The sequence below is a fragment of the Shewanella sp. MBTL60-007 genome, from assembly GCF_019654915.1.
Classification (GTDB): Bacteria; Pseudomonadota; Gammaproteobacteria; order Enterobacterales; family Shewanellaceae; genus Shewanella.
On the sequence record NZ_BPET01000027.1, the window covers coordinates 47,473 to 67,537 of the forward strand.

Here is a 20,065-nt window from a genome sequence, read left to right on the forward strand (position 1 = left end):
CTCTATGGCGATAGGGAGTCGTCCGCTAGAGCAGGATTACTTTTTCTTGTGTTCGTTGATCATTCCGTCTTGACGCATCTCTTGATACAAGATTTCTGCTTGCTTCAAGTAGTTATCCCAAGAGTTTGAACGCTTAGTGAAACCAGTTGCCGCATAGCTTCCGGTATCACCAGTGGCAGGCAGATCATCGATGATAAATAGCGAGCCACCCTGTTGTAGATGGGCATTCAAGCCATCTATCATCACATTGAAACCAATTCGTGCTGGCTCAACATAGTTGATAGATTCATACTTAGATTGACGATAGAATTTCTTTAAGGATGCATCTTTAATCTGAGCCTTCTCATCGGCAAAGATCTCATCATAATGGGCTTTTACTATTTGCTTGGTCTCGGTATCCACAACGAGTCGCAGCATGGCAGTGATACCAGTCCAATTACCTTTTGCATCAACGAGCTTTTCAGCGTTCTGATAAAATCTTTGTTTCGTACCATCACCATTGATCTGAGCATGGATTTTGGCTGTTAACGGAACCATAGATTGCTGAATACTATTAGAGGCACCAGCGACTACGTCGATACCGGCATACTTCAATCGATTCGGTTCTTTTAGTTTATTGCGTAGAGATGGGTCATAATCCGGATTTAAGTCAAACGTCAACTTGTCTTGCTCAACCATAAGCTTTTCCATGGTCAAGGATGACTGTACCCAAGCTGTGCCTTTCTTCTTGCCCATTGAAAAGTTGTATTCAGACATGCGCTTAGGCACGTCTTGATATAGACGGGTATAGTAGTTTGGGCGACCGCTTTCGTTAAACTCTGCAAAAATCACGTCTTCGGCATTATTGCTATCGGTTACAATGGCGACACTTCCCATATGGCCCTGACGGAATCGTGCCTCCTCGTAGTAGTAATCTCCCTTAAGCAAACCTAGCTGAGGTTGAATTGACCACTTAAGCTTGAAATCTTCATCGCCGGATTCCTCTTTTGAGCCAACAGCAACATAGGCAGGCTGACTTCCGTCACGACGAGGAACGCTGTTAACCGCTTCTAAAATACCGTTAGATGAGAAAGTTGCACCCGATACGGCGTCAATACCTTCGTGACCATTATTTGCAACGATCTTTGAAAGTAAACGCTCGGCGTTTAGATACAGAGATTCGGTTTCATTATGAGATTTGGTCTTAATATCAACAATATGACCATTTTTAACCTCTACCGTTAGCGTAATGAGTCCCTTCTTACCTTTAGCTGAGACGTCATGAATGCCGTCTGCATATTTACCCTGCTCTACTGTGGTTGAACAACCAGCTAAGGTCATTGTCGCAAATAGTACTGCGCTACTAACTAGCGTTTTATTGAATATTTTTGAGCGTTTCATAATGTCTGCCTTCACGTTTTTTTTCATTGAAGCCAGAATAAAAGGTTTTAAATTCTTAACAATTGCGGAAAACCGCAATGCCTTAATGGAGATTTAAATTATTTGACGCAGTTAACACAAACTAGGGTAAATTATTACTACTCAAGCTAGTTATGATATTTATTTAAAAATAACGCGACAACTGAACATTATTATGAAACCTATTTTACCAATATTACTTTTACTGGCGGCGACTAACACCACGAGCGCAGAAACGATAAGCTTAGTAAATAACAACTCACAGAGAGCAGCATCAGAACTTTTAACAAACCTACCACCAGCACCTGATTTTAAAATAATCAATGTTGATACAAAAGGTAACCCATACCAATGTGAAGGGAATGCCATTATTACCACGAGCAATGGGGTAACAAATTTAACCACCCTTAAATACTTTGGTACATCTATTAGTATAGATGTTTATGATACAGACAATGTCAATTTAAAATTAGCACTTTGTAACGCACTAAATGTTATACAAGAGTACCATTACCTTGCGTCAAACTACAGTACTTACCCCCATGTGACAAATATCAAAAGCATTAATAATGCGCCAGAGAAGCAGCACGATATCGACCCTAAATTGACCCAACTAATCAAAAAGAGCATAGATTGGCATGACAAAAGCGATGGCTATTTTAATATCGCGCTGTCGCCTGTAATACAACTTTGGCGTGATTACAGAGCACAATGTGTTGGTGAGCGTAAGCTCCAAGACAGATGCGAAATTCCAAGCGCAGCAGAGCTGGAATCCGCTAAACCGCTAATTAATATAAAAAATATAAAACTCGACACTGAGAAAAACACGATACAGATGCAGGAAGGTATGAGCATAGATCTCGGTGGGATAGCCAAGGGCTGGATGGCTGAGAAAGTTTACCTGCAGTTAAAAAAAGATGGCATGCAAAACTTTATGATCAATGCAGGTGGAAATATTCGTCATTATGGCATTCATCCACAAGGGCGAACATTTGTGACGGCCGTTGAAGACCCTATCTGTAAAAAATATCAAAATTCGCTTAGCCGATGTGAGACTTTTGAAGACCAATACCATGAAGTAATAACGGGCAAAGATATTACTGTGGTATCGAGTGGTAACTACCTAAGGTATTACCGCGTTAATGGAAAAGAGTATCACCATATAATTAATCCCAAAACCCTGTATCCAAAAGATAAAGGTATATCGACAACGATAGTTATGAATAATAACCAACTCTACGCAGATATTATCTCAACGGCCCTTTTCCTTATGCCTTTAGATAACGCAATAAAGTATACAAATAGTCATGACGATGTAGAAGCTATTTGGTTTTTAAATGAGCAAGGAGACAAAGTAGAGAGCAATGACTTTAACAAGTATAGAAAAGCCTTTAATTAAAACCTTCCAATTATTTATTAACTATTTAGTTTAAGGCTAGAGATAATATATAGCTACTGCTCAATCATTATAAACGAACATTAATTACTTTTGATGTAGTGGTTTTCCGCAGGTCTAAAAATTATGTGACATGCTTCACTGAGCACCTGTGTTTACCACTACTTTTATCTATAATGGAGTCATAATATCAAGGTGTTTCTTTCTTGTACTCGATGATGATAGCCAAACTCCGCCCGTTAACCGCCATTAGTTGCCTTTTACTCTCTTGCTTTATAGCTTGTTATAGCTATGCACAACAACTTGAAACCATTCGAGTGGGAGTACTTGCCTTTACCCATCCCGACAACGTCGCTAAACGTTGGCAACCAACGATCGATAAAGTTTCTGCCGATCTCAATAGACCCTTTGAGCTCATAGCCTTAACGCCAAGTGAACTGGACTCTAAGGTAGCTCAGGGTAAGTTGGACTTTTTAATTACCAATGCATTAACAGGTGTGAGTTATAAGAAAGATTTTGGTACCACCAGCCTGCTGACACTAGTACCCAAGGGGAACAACCAACCAACCCAAGCGGTAGGTTCGGCTTTAATCACTCGCCAAGAACAACAGGTTAATAGTTTCAATGATTTAAAAGCACTCAGAGCCGTTTCCACCGATAAGCAAGCGTTCGGTGGTTTTCAAATTTTTGCCGGCGAGATGGCTCATAACAATTTAAACCCCTTTAATGATTTTAAAACGATCTCATTTGTTGGCTTCCCCCAACAAAAGTTGCTATCACTAGTTGTTAATGGCGATGCCGACATCGCAATACTGCCAACTTGTGTACTTGAGAATGCGATTAATAATGGCGATATCGCCCCAAATATTTTAAAAGTCGTGTTAACTAAGCCAAGTGAGTCATTCCACTGTGAAACATCTAGCCAGCTCTACCCCTATTACTCATTCTCCAAGCTTGGTAAAACTGACCACCGAGTCGCCACCGATGTTATCCGTTCTCTCTTAAGCATCAAACCTTCAGAACAGGCTGCAATTATCGGGCGCTATGACTCGTGGTCAGCAACGGTTAACGACAGCCATGTATTTAAGTTACTAAAACAGTTACGGCGATGGCCGTTTGTTACTAACTGGACTTCTATTTTTCGAACTGCGCTACCTTGGGGCGTTGCCATAGCCATCGTCTTATTGCTGGGTTATATCCACCACCTCAGAGTAAAACGCCTAGTGGTACTACGCACACGTGCTCTGCAAGCGGAAGTCCTTGAGCACACGCAAACACAAAAAGCGTTGCTGGAACAGACAAAGCAGTTTTATAAGGCACAGCGAGTATTATTAACTGGTGAGATGGCATCAGGGATCGCCCACGAGCTAAACCAACCTTTAGCCGGGATCCGTTATCTAACTCAAGGGTGTATATATCGCCTGTCCGATGAACAGAGCGACCTAAAAGATGCTATGAATAAAGCAATTCAACAAGTTGACCGAGCGCAATCAACCATTAAACGCTTTAGAAACTTCTGCCAACAGCCTAGCGTCATGAGCGAATGTAGTTTAAATCAGGTGTTAGAAGAAACATTGTCCCTAATGGGGGCTGAGTTTGCTCGTATGCAACTCACGCCGGTCTTTACCAGCGAAACGGTTAAGCTAACTGCAGATCCGAGTCTTCTTCAGCAGGTGTTTGTTAATATCATTCGTAACGCAATTGATGCTATGGATAATAGCCCTGTTCCTAGCCTATCTATAACGCTCTCAAAGCAAGCACAGCAGGCTTCTATTGTATTTACAGATAATGGTACTGGCTTAAGTGAAACGGCGTTGGAGCGGTTATTCTTCCCGTTTGAAACATCGAAAGAACATGGCTTAGGTCTTGGAATGATTATCTGTAAGCGGATCATTGAAGAGCATAATGGTGAGATCGTAGCGAGAAATAATCGCGATAGTGATCCAAGCAAAACGGGCTTAACAATCACCATAACCTTACCGATAAAGGAGACATAAATTGAGTAATCTATATCTAGTTGACGACGACCAAGCGGTTTTAGACTCGTTAACCTGGATGCTAAATGGTCTTGGCTATCAGCCACAGGGCTTTTTGTCAGCAGATAGTTTTTTAAATCAAGCCGAACTCCAAAGTGAAGGTATTGCGATTTTGGATGTGCAGATGCCTGGCATGGATGGCAGCGCCTTACTCAACCACCTGACTAAAACCAACAGCCCTATTGCCATCATCATGTTAAGCGGCCACGGAAACATTGCTATGGCCGTACAAGCGATACAGAAAGGCGCCTTAGACTTTCTTGAGAAGCCAGTAGACGGAGACAAGCTAGTAGCCCTTCTTGAACAGGCAGAAATACAGACAAAGCTCAATATGCAGCGTAAAGTCGAGCGCGAAGCGTTAAGTGAAAAGCTCAAAACACTCACCCCAAGAGAGTACGAGGTGATGGAAAAGGTCTTGGAAGGCAAACTGAATAAAGTGATTGCAGCCGAACTTAACATTGCCCAACGAACATTGGAGTTACACCGTCAAAAAGTGATGCAAAAGATGCAGGTGAATAACGTTGCAGAACTGGCGTTTTTAATGGGTAAAAGTACCTGATAAACAGCCTGTTATAGAGACAGCTCTTATGGAGGTGCAAGCCTCCAATAACTGCAATTTACTCACAACGAACATTTAAACTACGGCCAGCTTCTAGTGCAGATGACTAAGTACGCGTTTGCAAATAAGGGGGCAAAAGATAGCTAGGCAATCCGGCTTCGGGGGCTGCGTCTCGATTGTGCCCAACGCGCACAGAACTCCCAGCCTTTCTCTTGGCATACGAGCCCAGCGTGATAACGGCTTTTTGCCAGTAGAAGTGAGCTGGTTAAAACATCAACCACAGAGCCTAATTGGGCGCTTGGTAAACTGATCTCGGCAAAACTTGCCTTGACTAAACTTGCCTCGGCGATGCCAGAGTCTATCTCATCTTGGCTCGTATTAGCTTGTTGTATGATCATATTAGACAAGCAAACCAAGCCAATTATAGAGGCAAAAACAAAGCGATGAGGCTTACCTAAATAAAGTAAAACCTTTGCTGTTCCCATGCGTTACCCCTATCCATTCGAATACGAATATTAAGCATAACGCAAATAACAGCAGATTCAACGCTTTGATTTATTAGATTAACTCGGGCTATCTGAAGCCTTTAGACAGGCATCGAAGTACTCTTGCTTTAATCGCTGCAACGCCGACTCTTCGCGATTATTACGGCTACGACCATGTAAGGAAGACTCGACAAAAAGTGCAAACCAGGTCTCTAACACCTCGGCGTTTTTCACCTCTCCAGCTGCAGCTAAAGCTAATGCCGCCACCTCGGCCGTTCCGAGTTGAAAATCTCGTGCACCTTTTCTTAAGGCATAGGAAGCTGTCGACTCTGGCGAGAAAGAAAACAGCGGAAACCCATGCAGGTATTCACTCTTCTTAAACATTTTAATCGCTTCACGCCAACTGCCATCGAGTATGATAAGCAGAGGCGTCTTGCCCTCTGTAATCATCGATGGTTCGATTCGCTCTACGACAGCTTGGCCCTCAACGGCATATTCAGACGGAAAAATCACATAGGGCTGATAACGTGGATCCTTGATGATCTCCAGCATTTTACGATTAGGCTCACTGCGAGACCAGATAAAGGCGTGGGTATCAGGCACGACATCAGCAATTAGGCGGCCGCTATTACTTGGCTTTAATACCTCATCGTCATACATGATCAACATAAACGCCAAGTTACTCTCGTTTGGCTTACGATAACGACAGGTACAGAATTTTTCTGCCAATAAACAAGATTGACAGCGGATCACATTCTTACCTCTTGCCGTGAAGGGGCGTGAGGAGATGGCTTTTCTATATTCATACAAGCGGTGAACCGCGTGCTTTGGCAAAGTCATTTTGGCTAAAACCTAATAATATTTACGCTGGCTAGGCCAGTTAAAGAAAAAGCCTACTCATCGGTAGGCTTTTAATCGTTAGTCAATCGACAGACTTAAAGTATACGTCTTAACAGAAAGTCTGCTTTCAAGCGCTTAATACGCTTCATAAGCTTACGCACCGGCGCAGGATAGTTTTGTAAGGTCTCGATCTGACTATAATGATACAAGCGTTCGGTGTGCTCGAGAATATGCGCCTGCTCGTGCTCAAACTGCTCTTTCCAACATTCGCTTTCATCTTGAAGCAATAACCCGTTTTCTAGATCCAGTGCCCAGGCTCTAGGGTTCAAGTTACTACCTGTGATCAAATGGCGATTACTGTCGGCACTGATCCCCTTCAAATGGAAACTATTGCGACCATCTTTCCATAGGTGAATATTTAACTGACCATTTTCAATCGCCCACTGCTGACGCTTAGCAAATTTTCTTAACGATTGCTCATACATGTATGGGAGCGCGCCAATGGTCGAAAACTCTTCCTCTGGTGGAATATAAAAGTCGTTTGACGTTTTATCGCCAACAACGATATCTATCTTCTTGCCCTTACGAAGATGCTTAGTTAACGCTCGAACCAAGATATAGGGCGGGTTAAAATAGGGAGTGCAGATAAAGAGTGAGTCTTGTGACTCCTCTACCATAGCAACGATCACCTTGTTTAACTTATTCTTTTTACGCCCAAGCCCCATTAAGGGAGTGACACGATTACCGATCCGAGTCTCTTGAAACTTATACTCAGCCTTAGATAAACGATGTTTAAGGCCGGTGATCTCAATTTTGGCCGGCAGACGTTCAGTTTCTTTCGGTTGTGTTAACGAAGTAACGGCAACGTCATTCACAAGATACTGCTGGATCATTTCGCGCATGCTTTGAGCAAGCTCCGCTGACTCAATCACATGGTAACGGTCGAAACGATACTTATCATCTTGGTGCAAATAAATGTTGTTTAAGCTCGCACCACTAAAGATCACGCTATCATCGATAACGAAGCCCTTAAGGTGTAACACTCCCATAAATTCGCGGGACTTAACTGGCACGCCTAAGATATCGATGGGATGCTCTGCAGCCTCGATAACCTTGCGATACATGAAGTAATTACCACTGTCGCCTTTATGGCCGATAAGACCACGACGAGCACGGTGAAAATCCACAAGGACTTTAACATCGAGCTGTGGATTCTGGTTTTTAGCCTCTATTAATGCAGCTAGAATCTCTCTACCTGCTTCATCATCTTCTAAATAGAGTGCTGCTATATAAATAGAATGCGTTGCGCTTGCAATTCGAGATAACAATTCAGCTTTTAACGCTTTCGGCGTTAATAGCCAAGAAAGCGAATCTGGTTGTAGCGGTATGCCACCTAGCTTACTCAGCAAGGCTCTCTCCTTAATAGTGCTGACCATCTTTGTAATAAGTGCTGGGCTCAAGCTCCCTAAACATGACAATGACATGTTGTAGCCCCGGATAAACCTTTAATAAGGCTTCACGTATAGCCTGCTGTGCACGATGGTGTGTTTCAGGATCTTTTGGAAACCATAACACCTCGACCTGAGCAATATCTTTGATCTGTTCACCATCACGATAGCTATTGCTGTTTACCCAATCGAGGATGAAAGACTCTGGTTTTGCCTGACAGATATCGGCTAATGCCTCAAGTAAACTGTTACTCAGTGTGGCAACTGCCGTTTCTGGTAACCCGCTAACTCTTATATGTGGCATAAAGATCCTCCTAGATAAGGGCATAGAAATTACCGATTTAAGTCACTTTGAGCAAGGCTTTTCTGTTAATAACGGTCTCTAGAGCCAGTTTTAGCTGGCTTCTTGCCCTGTTAGCCAAATATTTAATCACTCATACCAAGATAATCAATCACTCATTTTCCACACAATGGCGCCTTTGTTTGTCGCTATTGTCACTGAAAAAGAGGTCTAGTTTTGGTAAAATAAGGCGGATTTTTTACGTTTTGGATGATATTGATGAATATTAAGACGCTAGTTACCCTATTGGTTGTGCTCCTAGGCGCGTGGAGTATTTTTCACTTTAAAGCTCAGTTAGGCATGCTGGTGTTACCACTGTTTTTTGGCTTGGTGTTATTTGTGACATTAAGGCTATATCGCTTGATGGAAAAAGATGAGCCTAATGGTAAAGACTAATATGGCGTTAACTATCACAAGGATATAAGGACACACTTTTGCATAAACGTTTGATTACCACTCTCTCGCTTGGTTTACTGGTCTTTTCGGCTTCGGCTCAGTCTAATGACTACTTAGCCAACATAGTCAAAGTCATCGAGCCTAAGACTTCCCAGACAGCCATTGTGGTTAGAGCGCTAGGGAGCGAGGGGCAAACAAGGTCGGCCACTGATAACGAATACCGTAAAGATGCTGAGCGATTATTCGTCCCTGCCAGCACAATGAAACTATTGACGGCCGTAGCAGCGACAACAGCTCTAGGAAGAGACTTTAAGTTCAGCACTCAAATCGATGCATTTGTCGGTATTCAAAACAGGCGAATTGAGGGCGATCTATTTGTTCGATTCGATGGAGATCCCACGCTGACGGTGAGCGATCTTAGGCAACTATTTAAGCAGTTGCAAAAGCAAGGTCTTGAGCATATCGATGGTAACGTTTACTTGGTTGGCGATCAGCAAGAGACACTTCAAGCGCCTGGCTGGGTCTGGGATGATTTAGGGATCTGTTATGCCGCACCAGTTTCTCGCTATATTCTTAATCAAAACTGCGTTAAAGCTAAGCTTTCACCGACCCTAGCCAACAACAAGTCCAAACTCTCGTTCAGCCAATTTGAACCAGTCGTTATTACCAATACCGCCGTATTCGACAAGACAGGTGATATCCCTTTTTGTGAATTAAGCCTACAACGCCAATCTAATAACCAGTTTTTACTATCGGGGTGTCACGCCGGACAGAAACCATTAAAGCTTGCAATCGCCATTTCTGATCCAGCCCTTTATGCCCAGAACAGCGTAACCAATATGCTGGCAAATTTAGGGATAACTATTAAAGGTAAGGTGCTATTAACCAGTAAGCGCCCCCCAAATACACTACTGCTTGCTGAGCATAAGTCTAAGCCGCTTTCAGATCTAACTGACACTATGTTACTAAAATCTGATAACTTAATTGCAGATAGCCTGTTAAAGCGCCTAGGCCAACAAATTTATGGTGTACCAGGTTCATTTATCAATGGCAGCGCTGCGATGAAGCAGATTTTAATGGAACTTGGCGTTGAGCTTGAAAGCGCAAATATCGTCGATGGTTCAGGTCTGTCGCGTTACAACTTATTGAGTGCCGAGCAATTAACCCAAGTGCTGTTACTTATCAAGCAACATAAAGAGCTAAACTTCTTAGTCGAACAACTCCCTGTTGCTGGCCAAAGCGGTACCTTAGAATATCGCAGTGGTTATACTACGCCTCCCCTTAAAGGCGCGGTACTCGCTAAAACAGGTTCTATGATGGGGGTTGCCAACTTAGCAGGTTTCATTAAAGAAGATGGCGAGCTTAGCAAGTCATTTGTGATCTTAGAAAACGGGCATAGCCCTGCGGTAAAAAAGAGTGAGTTTTCGCCGTTTAATGTGTTGTTCTTGCAATCTATGGTTCAAAAGGCTCAACCTTAGTTAACATCGCTATCTATTAGGGCTGAAAAGCTCCGCCATACAAACTCAGCCCATATTTTAGCGGCATAAATAAAAACGCCACTTTTTATAAAGTGGCGTTTTTGTTACGACTAGACACTAGGACCGGTTTAGAACAGACTCGCATCCATCTGCATGATACAAGCATCCCCTTTGCTAACCTGTGAGAGATGATAATCTGCTTTGGTAATCAGCTTATCAAAGTAGAAACGACTCAGGTGCGCTTTTTGTTGCTTAAAATTGTCATCTTCATGGTCATGGGCAGCATCACACATAGCTAACCAGAAACAGCCATATAGGCTATAACCGAACGCGTCGAGATAATCGACCGCACAAGCATTAATAAGCGCGGGTTGTGTAAGCTTATTTTCATTAACCTGTTTAGCAACGGTTAATAACTGCTCTAACAGCCCCAATACCTTAGTTTTATCTGCGTCACTGACATGAGTAAATCCATTGACGTTGGCCTGCTGTTCAGCAATAAACTCCGATAGTGTTGCCACATTATCACCGGTCACTTTACGGCCTAAGAAGTCTATCGCCTGAATACCATTAGTACCTTCATAGATCTGTGCAATTCGTGTATCACGTACCAATTGCTCGATACCTGTTTCACGAATATAGCCATGACCACCAAATACCTGCTGCGCCATAATCGCAGCATCTAAGCCACGGTCGCTTAGGAATGCTTTTGATACAGGGGTTAGCAGCCCCATGTAACGACTAGCTTTGGCCTTTAGGTCCGCGTCCTGCGAATATTTGGCTAGATCCAATTGCTGTCCGGTATAAACCGATAATGCGCGGCCAGCTTCAGTCAAACTTCTAATGGTCAGCAACATACGTCTGACATCACCATGAACTAAGATGGGATCGCTACTCGCCCCCGTAGGTGAACCACCAGCAGCTACGCCCTGCACTCGCTCTTTAGCGTAGTCAGCAGCCATTTGATAGGCCGCTTGTGAGGTACCTAAGCCCTGAATACCAATGGCTAGACGTTCGTAATTCATCATGGTAAACATACAAACTAGGCCACGGTTTGGCTTACCGATGAGATACCCTTCAGCGTCATCGAAGTTCATCACACACGTTGCCGAGCCTTTTAGTCCCATCTTATGCTCAATAGAGCCAACAGTGACGCCGTTTGCTTCGCCTAAGCTATTGTCTGAATTAACTTTAATTTTCGGCACTAAAAACAGTGAAATCCCAGAGGTGTTCGGTAACTTAGCTAATACTAGATGGATCACGTTTTCAGTTAAGTCATGATCGCCACCGGTAATGAAAATCTTGCTGCCGGAGATCTTATAACTTCCATCTCCGTTAGGTACAGCCTTAGTACGAATGTTACGCAGATCTGAACCCGCTTGTGGCTCAGTCATATCCATAGCACCAGCCCACTGGCCGCTGTACATCATTGGCAAATATTGCTCTTTAATTTCATCGCTGCCATGGGCATGGATAGCAAGCGCAGCACCTGCTGTTAACGAGCCATAAAGGGTAAAGGCATTACATGCACTATAGGCCATCTCATCGACAAGCACTCCGAGCATCTTTGGCATTCCCATGCCTCCGAACTCAGGATCACCACATAGCCCTACCCAGCCCCCTTCTGCATACTGGTCATATACCGCTTTATAGCCATCTGGTGTGATCACCTTATCAGCTTCATGACGAACACCTTGCTCATCGCCACTGCGGTTAATAGGATGAATCAACTCTCGGCTAATCTTGTCTGCTTCATCCAAAATAGCCGCAGCTGTATCCATATCAACAGACTCAGCCATTGCAGGCATTTCAGACCAAGTTTGTGGAGCATCAAACACTTTTTCAAGCAAGAAGCGCATCTCGGCTAACGGGGCGTTATAAGGGTTCATATAGGGCTCTTAAACATTAGATTTAAACAGTTGTTTCAAATCTATCAGATGTAGCCAAAAAAGACACCCTTTTAGGTGAAAACTTTTCTAAGCACATGTTTAGACAAAAGCGATTTACCACGGCGAATATGGCGAAGCCATGTACTAATGAGCGAGAGCTAGGGATAGTGAACTGGCCGTTAAACACGGATGTTATTGTGACACGGAGCGCTAAGCTACACGAAGTAATCAACAGCTAGAACAAAGCAGCAGTAAAAAGCTCGTCATCAAACATGTTGTTCTTTTGCTCAACACTCTTCTCCGCGACCTCTGTGAAAGCGAAGCGCTACGTGGTGAGATTCGAGCTTTAAAATAGTTATACCTGTCCTAGATTTTCGCTTTCATTAGATTTATAGCCTGGTTGCTGAATGTATGAACACTTCAGTGACACGGCTCATTTTTTGATTTAGTAAGAAGTGTCCCAATAGCCTCTACGACAGCTTCCCTGCTGTCGAAGATCACGGCCCTCAGCATTCATCTCATCAAATTTGCTTGTCTAATTGCTGCCAACTCACTTTTGGACAGAACCGAGTTAGAACTAATGCTCTAATGCGTCTACTTCGGATAACTTCAGTTTGGGAAAAATGAAGTAGAAGGCTTTGGTATTAAGAGCATTGGCTGCTGACGCAGCCAAAAACACCTAACACCAAGGTTCAGCAGATAGTTAGAGTAAGTAACTTTGTAGATGTAGTACCTTATCTTAGTACGGCGATTTGTCGTTAGTTAGTATTTTAGCTTCGGCGCTTCTTCAGAGCTTTGAAATATTCTTCCAAAACATTTACATCTTTCTCAAATTCACTCGCGCGAGGACAATCAACTGCCAATCTAGTTGCGTTGTCATGGCCGCACATATAAGTACTGCATTTAGACATCGCTGCATTGATGATATCATTGTCCTCAGAGGTCACGTCGTCGACGATCTCTTTCAAGCTTTGAGTTTTAACTGCGCGACCAAATCGCTCAACAACTTTTCCCAGTAGCCACTCTTCAACAAGACGCTCATAAGTTTCACGCATCAAACCGTAAGCATGCTTAACTCTCCATTCGTACTCAAAATTACCTGATGCTTCCATCTTCTTGAGTTGAGGCGTCAGGTTCTTCAGTTCACCAACTCGAACTTTTGTATTCTTTACATCCCACGGCGGCTCTCGGAAAGGATAACCTGCTACATCGCCTAATTTACGAATAGAAACCACTTCCAAAGGAGCCTGAGCTACCCCAGTTGATTCCTCTAACATCTTCAAGAAAGACATATCGTGAGTGAACACAATCACCTGACGCGTTAAAGCTTCTTGAGCGATGCGATCAGCGAACAAGCGACGCCATCTGTGATCGAGTGAGTTAATTGGGTCATCAAAGATAATGGCCGATTTTCTGTTATCTACAATAAGCTCAGCTAAGAAACTAGCAAGGGCAATACACTTTTGCTCCCCTTCACTTGCGACATCAGTGATCCCGTTGGGCTTATCTGCTAGACGAATCTTGAGCATTTGCTTGCCACGATATCCGCGAGTAACGGTACCTACATCAAAGTTGTCAAAGCCTAGCTTCTCTAGTTCCGCTCTGAATGCATCCTGCAGAGCACCTACGGCACCACTATTGGCGATAGCGTTGGTTTGAGTGGTGATAGACGTAGACTGACAAGAGCTACCAAGACTATTATATAGAGCGAGAGTTTGCAGACGAGCAATCTCATTTAATACATTTTGTTTAACTGCAGTGAAGGCCTTTCTGTCCTCAAGTTCTTGGATCTGAGCCACCATGTCTGAAATCTTCTTAGCTAAACCTTCATTCGTTGCAACTTCAGATTCTTTCTTCTTCCATGAGGCTATCTGAGCAGCAATCCAGTTAACAGCCTTGAAGTCAACCTTGATAGAAGTAAAGTCCGGTTCAATCTTAACTAAATTGTCGCGAAGAGTTTCGAGGCTTGCATTCAGTGCGACGATGCTTTCCGCACACTCTGCATTGTGGTCGCGGATCTTGCTTAAAACCAGTTCATATGGCTTTAGATCGAAGTTGAGGATCTTCAGGTTCGCAATGTAAGTGTCAAACGTTCTTTTCGCTTGTTTGGCTTCTACCTGAGTTTGATCTTTCAAATAGTCGTCAAATGATTTCAGCTTAGTTGCAGTTTCGCCCGAAATAGGTTGGAGGCACGTAGGACATGGTGACCCTTCAGGTGGTGGAAATGCTAACTTACTGTTATGAGTTTGAACAAATGTCTTAACGTGGGACCACATCTGCGCCCATTCTTGTGAACATATGCCGGCGAGGTCATGACCATCAACTGCCTGACTGCGAGCTAACTCCGCAGCGCCTTGCTTTGTTTTGTAATCATCGTAGGAAGCCTTGATTAAGTCGAAGCGATCTTGTTCTAACTTCTCTTTCAGTTTATCCAAATGAGTAAACAATGGCTGTAGCCCCTTGCACTTGTCACTGTAACTTTTGCGAAGCTGCTCAGGAGTACTGGTTCTTAGTTTCGCTAGTTCTTCAACAAGAACAGGGAGCGACTCTTCTGCTTCTTTATCGATGCAAAGTGCGTCAACATCTTCAGGCTTTGTGTTAGCCGACAATGTTGAAACAAGAGCAAGAACCTCACCACCAGGTTTAAAGGTCGGCAGTTGGCAAGATGGAACAAATGGTTTCTTCTCGTTATCGTTTTCAGCACGCACAAACTCACAGGCTCGCATAAGCTGGGCCAAGAGCTTCATTCCAACAGGTTTGTATTCAATAGCATCTTCACCCGAAATATAGTGAGCAGCAGAGGTGTTGTCGAAGACACGAATAGACTTTAGGTCTTCTCGTGGGGTGGCAGATAGAGCCCACTCGACATCATGTTGTTCTTCGACTAGGACAATCGAGAGTTCAGCTGAAGGGTGTCCAGATTTATCATTATAAATATTAGATAGGATTTTAGGTGTATCACCGCGAGTTAAGCAGGCGTTCTTGAGGATTTTTGCATAGCTCGACTTACCAGAGCCGTTGTCACCATAAACCGCTGTTAGACCTTCGGTTTTGAATTCCAGCAAGGCATCAGAAACCAATGCGGATACATGCTTCACTTTGCCAATACTCTTCAGATTTACAGCCTGTCCTTCCTCACCAAACCCCGTAAGGTCTAGTGGCGCAATGTAGTCTGAGTAGGATTCATCCTGAATCTCTAGGCCATGTTCCATTTTGGCAATAGTGAAAAGTAGTTGTAAGTCATCACCCCCTAACTCACCTTTCTCAGCAGCTAATCTGATGGCATGACGCCACCATAGATTCTTTTTTAACTTATTAGCCCAACTAACAACACTTTCAATTGACATATTATTCCCTCCATGGGCACAGGCTTCTAACGCTAATGCCATTTACTTATCAAAACACGAAATGTCATCGGTGCCTAAAACATTCGACGAAATATACCACCAATCGCATAAGCTAGACTTGATATCGATCGCCAGGGAATCTGATTGGTTATTGATTAATCGGCCAACAAAATAGGTATTCGCAGGCTGAATTCGTGGGGCTAGAAAGATTAGTTTCAGTAAGGAAAAGATCGGGGGCTGTGGAATGGGTGAAGAACGCTCTTAACTAAAACGGGGCAAAGTGTGTGTTGACACTCTAAGCCGTTAGATTCGGATAAGCTGAGTTTGGGCAAAGAATTGATTAAAAGAGTCCGATGATTCAGGTCTCTTCCTAGCGGCGCTCTTCCTGTAAAAAGTAACGGGCGCACAACCAGCCTATGCTCATTCGAGCTATTTACGTCATAAAGCAGCATCGAATAAAGTGTCGGCTGCACTGCGCGGCACTTATTCTTATTTGTTAGTTGATTGGCTCACAGAAAATGTAATAACAAGCGTCCAATAGAGTTAACTAAATCTCGACTGTAAATAGCTAGCCATTTATTAGCATCATGATCAAAGTGTGAATCACTGAAACTATTTCTAGAGTTTGCAATTGCACTGGTAAGTGTAGAAATACTTGTCACCATTTGAACTGGATAACTACCTTCGGCAGAGAGTTTTGAATCAATGTCTGTTCGAACCAGCTTGGATAACGGTATTAAATCAGTGACATTACTGCTAGCAGGAACATGCTTCTGAACATAGGATTTATACAACCCCTCCAGACATGTATATGCCAAAGTCATTGCATTGTTGTAGTTTGCCGTATCTATTGCATTGTCAATTTTAGACAGTGTCGAGTTGAGTTTATCAGAACTCCACTGATGGTTAGGGATGGTGGCCTTGGGAACAGGGTTACCATTACCAAACATATATGCTCGAAGATCTTGGGCTTCCGTAGGACAATGAGGCTCGACAATATCTATAAAGGCACGAAACACTTCGAACCGTGTTGACTCATCTAGATTTTGGAGAATGTCCCAGTAAAAATCACGTCGAGTTGTACTCTGCTTTAGCCTGTTTCTTTCTTCAATGTAGAGCGAATAGCCTGGCAAGCCACGGTCAAACTGCTGAACGACCTTTATGAAGGCTGAACCACTGTGGTAAGCGGGTGAGCTTGTTTTATCCAACATACTGAACAAACGACTATAAGCAGATATCCACTGCATTCAATACTTCCTCTTAAAACAACTTTCTACACTGCGGATTGCACTATTATAGGGTTTCAAATTTACCGCCGAATTCTGCTTTTGCTTTGAGTAAATACTCCGAAACCCACTCTAAACACAGTGCGGTGTATCGAATCTCTATTTGTGATTCGACACCACGACCTCTATTACCATCAGCCATTCTATAGAATCCCATTGGGAACGTATGAGTATGATTAGATGCAAATATGTATTTAAACCTGAAGTCTGAGACGTTACCACCACTTGCAGCCAGTATTTCATCCTGACTTTTAAAAAAAGCATTTTTACCTTTTAAAAAGTGTGTTTTCTGTTTATCTGATAATTCACGAAACCATTTGTTTGATTTCAAATTATCAATGACTTCATTTTTTACGCCTTTAGCTTCTTCCTTTTCCTCGTAATGCATGCCCAAAGTATTGAACATTTTAACCCTTGACATATGGTCGTGTAGATTCATCAATTGCCAACGTGCATTCCATTCTTCACTTGAGCATTTATCAATGCATAGATAATAAAAAGTAAGATAGCATTCAATAAGATCTCTAGTTAAAGACGCAACAGAACTGTAATCCCAGTGAGCATCCTTACCTATCTGGTCGGGTTTTGGAGCCAAGCGACCAATGGAATTAGCACAATTACATAACTTCGTAAATAACAACGAAGCAAAAAAGTGGGAACTGGTTGGTGATGGTATTCCAGTACACTTTTGAGACAGGTTTGTACATTCTAAAAGCGCAGACTCATATTTTTCAAAAGATTCGTGATAATTCTTCATTGAACCATTTTCACCGTGTAACAATTTACTAGCTCCCCAAATGGGGCAATTAAACACTTGGTTTTGGTATTTCTTCTACATCTGGCTAATGCCAACATCTAGCATAAGCACATGTTTTAATGATGGTATCATGGAACACACCAAAACCTAGAACTAGAAAATACGACAAAATGGGTATTTCTATTTACATCTCGTTTGGCATTGAAAAACCAGCGTCTGCTAGCATTTGGATGCCTCGATTTACCCAATGCTCACCATCTAATACCCAGCTTTCTATTTCTTCAAACTTAGATAATGGTAATTTCAAGAGCTCTGAAATAGTCATTGCCCCACTCCTCTCAGAGTCATCATAATTTCCATCTACAATTGCTAGCTTAATAATCTCTTGGATGGCAACAACTTTTCCTTTCTTGCTTTCAATTTTATTGCAAACCTCAGAAATTGATGGAGTCTCGGAAAGATTAAGTTCTATATTGTTTTCTTCTGCGTATGCAGTTAGAAAATTTATTTCGGAATCAGCTAAATTTCCATCGGCCTTTGAGATATCAACGAGCAGTGACATTAAGGCTTGTTTTTCATTTTTTGATAATTGATTAATAAACACTGTTTTATCCTTTAAACCATTTAACGGCTTTATAAAGCCCATAACCGACTGCTGCTGCGGCCGCTACTGGTGCAGCTGTAGTTACTGCAACGCCTGCAGCCATGCCGCCGCCCACACTTCCTCCAATGGCTGCAAGCCCAGATGTAATCCCGGCTCCGCTTAAACCGGCAACAGAACCAGCAGCACTAACAGCGGCAATACTCCCAGCCGTCCCGGCTGCTGCTCCCGCATAAGTAGCTTTTCGGCCTACACTCCTTGATTCACGCTCGTCACAATCAAGATTTTCATCATCTTTCAGAACAGTGTCATTAATTAGTGAGGCAGCGGCTAAACCGCCAGATCCGCCAAGTACCCCAAGACCAGCAACTGCACCACCACCCACTACGCCACCTAAGGAAGCAAGACCGCTCATTACACCAGATCCCGAAAGCCCGGCTACTGAACCGGCTGAAGCAACTGCGGCTCGGCTACCAATTCCTGCTGCAGTTGACATTGTTCCCGATGCGGCAGCTGTACCTTTATCAACTTGACCGCTTGTATGGTCTCCATCAATGCACCAGTTAACAAAATGCTCACAGTTATTTCCTGTCACACTATAAGCATCTTCACCCAATCGGCTCTCAGCGCGCCTAACACTTTCAGCCCTTTGATATTTCCTTTCATAGTGAGGAACTACTACATAGTCGTTCCCGGCACAGAACTTTTTCAGGCTAACTTGTTCTATAGGGCCAGACTGTATTCCGTCAGAAAGTCCTGAATAATGAATAACCCTACTGGAACCAATATAAATTCCATGATGTGTATATAGTCCGCGGAAACTTTTAAGATGATCCCCTATTCGAGGCATATGACTCTCCTTATTTAAGATGGCTAACGCTTTGCTAATAGGAAATTACAAGGGCGGGCTTTTTGCGTATTTTTGCAAAAAGCGTGGCCACAGTTATTTTCCTGATTTAGCAACTTGTTATGCCTCGATTGGTAGGATTACTTCTGCAAGTTGCCCTGCAATTTCTTCAATACTACTCATTGAAGTATTCAAAGCCACTTTGTCCGCTAGTGCAGGGCTAAAATTGATTACATCAGTTTTAGTTACTTTGTGCCAAATTGGAAGAATCATTTTGTGGCCATCCATCTCTCTTGCAACCATTGAATCTAATTCGTATTGAGTCCAATTTTTTGAACAAAATGAAGATGACAAAATTACTGTACCAAATCTAGACTTGACTAATCCATGATCGATACTCTTTCTTAGACTATCGCCTACTTTCAAAGTAAATTCATCGTACCAAACTTTTACCCCTAAATTTTCAAGCGTTTCAGCTAGAGGGCGAACGAAGTCATCTTTGTCTTCTGACGCATGAGAGATAAATAAGTCATATTCTGTTGTTAATAAAGATTTATTTATCATATCTTCAACAACTACTTCTTGCGCCTGTGACGTTGCTTTTATTTCATTTTGCAGCTTTTGTTGAAACGCTATTTGCTCTCTTTGTTGCTGCTTTTCCAGAGCTAGTAATCTTTTTCTTTCCCTCTCAGCAGCAACGGCTAATTTCTTTCTCTCTTTTTTTTCTTCTTTAGCCAAATCTTGTTTAAGTTTTAATAATTTCCCGCTTTTATCTGCTTCAGTTTTCGCAAGTGCTGCTTTCTTGACTTGAATTTTTGCAATGTCATTTTGTTTACGTTGTATCTCTCCAAGCTTAGATTTGAGAAAACTCTCACTTGTGTTCTTAGTTATAGACCTATTAATTTGCCCAATTCTATTAGAACAATCAGATTCCTTTTTTGTTTCTAAACTAATTTTATGTG

General features: G+C 42.7%; 17 protein-coding genes. 5 read left to right on the plus strand and 12 right to left on the minus strand.

The window, feature by feature from the left end:
- Window positions 1-36 precede the first annotated feature (36 nt).
- On the minus strand, window positions 37-1,380 hold the full coding sequence (locus K5Q92_RS11925) for an FMN-binding protein (protein WP_220769219.1): 1,344 nt from the start codon (window positions 1,378-1,380) through the stop codon (window positions 37-39).
- 193 nt (window positions 1,381-1,573) lie between these two features.
- Between K5Q92_RS11925 and K5Q92_RS11930 the strand changes: the two genes are divergently transcribed.
- The 3 genes from K5Q92_RS11930 (at window position 1,574) to K5Q92_RS11940 (ending at window position 5,389) form a co-directional block, all read left to right on the plus strand.
- The gene (locus tag K5Q92_RS11930; protein WP_220769220.1) at window positions 1,574-2,797 is read left to right on the plus strand and encodes an FAD:protein FMN transferase; all 1,224 of its coding nucleotides are present in this window, start codon (window positions 1,574-1,576) and stop codon (window positions 2,795-2,797) included.
- Window positions 2,798-3,009: 212 nt separating this feature from the next.
- Window positions 3,010-4,791 (plus strand): PhnD/SsuA/transferrin family substrate-binding protein, encoded by a 1,782-nt coding sequence (locus K5Q92_RS11935; RefSeq protein WP_220769237.1) that lies wholly within the window; start codon window positions 3,010-3,012, stop codon window positions 4,789-4,791.
- 1 nt (window position 4,792) lies between these two features.
- Complete coding sequence (locus K5Q92_RS11940) at window positions 4,793-5,389, plus strand: response regulator transcription factor (protein ID WP_220769221.1); 597 nt, start codon at window positions 4,793-4,795, stop codon at window positions 5,387-5,389.
- 143 nt (window positions 5,390-5,532) lie between these two features.
- On the opposite strand, the gene K5Q92_RS11945 is transcribed toward K5Q92_RS11940, so the two are convergent.
- The 4 genes from K5Q92_RS11945 to K5Q92_RS11960 all read right to left on the minus strand — a co-directional run bounded on the left by K5Q92_RS11945 (window position 5,533) and on the right by K5Q92_RS11960 (window position 8,466).
- Window positions 5,533-5,874 (minus strand): hypothetical protein, encoded by a 342-nt coding sequence (locus K5Q92_RS11945; RefSeq protein WP_220769222.1) that lies wholly within the window; start codon window positions 5,872-5,874, stop codon window positions 5,533-5,535.
- A gap of 78 nt (window positions 5,875-5,952) precedes the next feature.
- A complete protein-coding gene (locus K5Q92_RS11950) occupies window positions 5,953-6,714 on the minus strand; it encodes a tRNA-uridine aminocarboxypropyltransferase (protein WP_220769223.1) in 762 nt (253 codons plus the stop codon).
- Between the two features lie 95 nt (window positions 6,715-6,809).
- Entirely contained in the window at window positions 6,810-8,123 is a 1,314-nt protein-coding gene (gene pssA / locus K5Q92_RS11955) for a CDP-diacylglycerol--serine O-phosphatidyltransferase (RefSeq protein ID WP_259649556.1), read from the minus strand.
- A 10-nt stretch (window positions 8,124-8,133) separates the two neighbouring features.
- Entirely contained in the window at window positions 8,134-8,466 is a 333-nt protein-coding gene (locus K5Q92_RS11960; protein ID WP_220769224.1) for a DUF1904 family protein, read from the minus strand.
- 255 nt (window positions 8,467-8,721) lie between these two features.
- Between K5Q92_RS11960 and K5Q92_RS11965 the strand changes: the two genes are divergently transcribed.
- Both K5Q92_RS11965 and dacB read left to right on the plus strand, forming a co-directional pair.
- Window positions 8,722-8,898, plus strand: a complete 177-nt coding sequence (locus tag K5Q92_RS11965; protein WP_220769225.1) for a hypothetical protein — start codon at window positions 8,722-8,724, stop codon at window positions 8,896-8,898.
- A 38-nt stretch (window positions 8,899-8,936) separates the two neighbouring features.
- Window positions 8,937-10,376: a D-alanyl-D-alanine carboxypeptidase/D-alanyl-D-alanine-endopeptidase gene (gene dacB / locus K5Q92_RS11970; protein ID WP_259649557.1), complete on the plus strand. Its 1,440-nt coding sequence runs from the start codon at window positions 8,937-8,939 to the stop codon at window positions 10,374-10,376.
- A gap of 128 nt (window positions 10,377-10,504) precedes the next feature.
- Here dacB and K5Q92_RS11975 read toward each other — a convergent pair whose 3' ends face one another.
- The 7 genes from K5Q92_RS11975 to K5Q92_RS12005 form a co-directional block, all read right to left on the minus strand.
- Complete coding sequence (locus tag K5Q92_RS11975) at window positions 10,505-12,265, minus strand: acyl-CoA dehydrogenase C-terminal domain-containing protein (RefSeq protein ID WP_220769226.1); 1,761 nt, start codon at window positions 12,263-12,265, stop codon at window positions 10,505-10,507.
- A 770-nt stretch (window positions 12,266-13,035) separates the two neighbouring features.
- Window positions 13,036-15,612 (minus strand): AAA family ATPase, encoded by a 2,577-nt coding sequence (locus tag K5Q92_RS11980; protein WP_220769227.1) that lies wholly within the window; start codon window positions 15,610-15,612, stop codon window positions 13,036-13,038.
- Between the two features lie 509 nt (window positions 15,613-16,121).
- Window positions 16,122-16,859 (minus strand): hypothetical protein, encoded by a 738-nt coding sequence (locus K5Q92_RS11985; protein WP_220769228.1) that lies wholly within the window; start codon window positions 16,857-16,859, stop codon window positions 16,122-16,124.
- 46 nt (window positions 16,860-16,905) lie between these two features.
- The gene (locus K5Q92_RS11990) at window positions 16,906-17,679 is read right to left on the minus strand and encodes a DUF5677 domain-containing protein (RefSeq protein WP_259649558.1); all 774 of its coding nucleotides are present in this window, start codon (window positions 17,677-17,679) and stop codon (window positions 16,906-16,908) included.
- A 160-nt stretch (window positions 17,680-17,839) separates the two neighbouring features.
- Window positions 17,840-18,259 (minus strand): TerB family tellurite resistance protein, encoded by a 420-nt coding sequence (locus K5Q92_RS11995; protein ID WP_220769229.1) that lies wholly within the window; start codon window positions 18,257-18,259, stop codon window positions 17,840-17,842.
- Window positions 18,260-18,263: 4 nt separating this feature from the next.
- Complete coding sequence (locus tag K5Q92_RS12000; protein WP_220769230.1) at window positions 18,264-19,106, minus strand: lecithin retinol acyltransferase family protein; 843 nt, start codon at window positions 19,104-19,106, stop codon at window positions 18,264-18,266.
- A gap of 117 nt (window positions 19,107-19,223) precedes the next feature.
- On the minus strand, window positions 19,224-20,065 hold an 842-nt coding region (locus tag K5Q92_RS12005), incomplete at its 5' end, for a toll/interleukin-1 receptor domain-containing protein (RefSeq protein WP_220769231.1).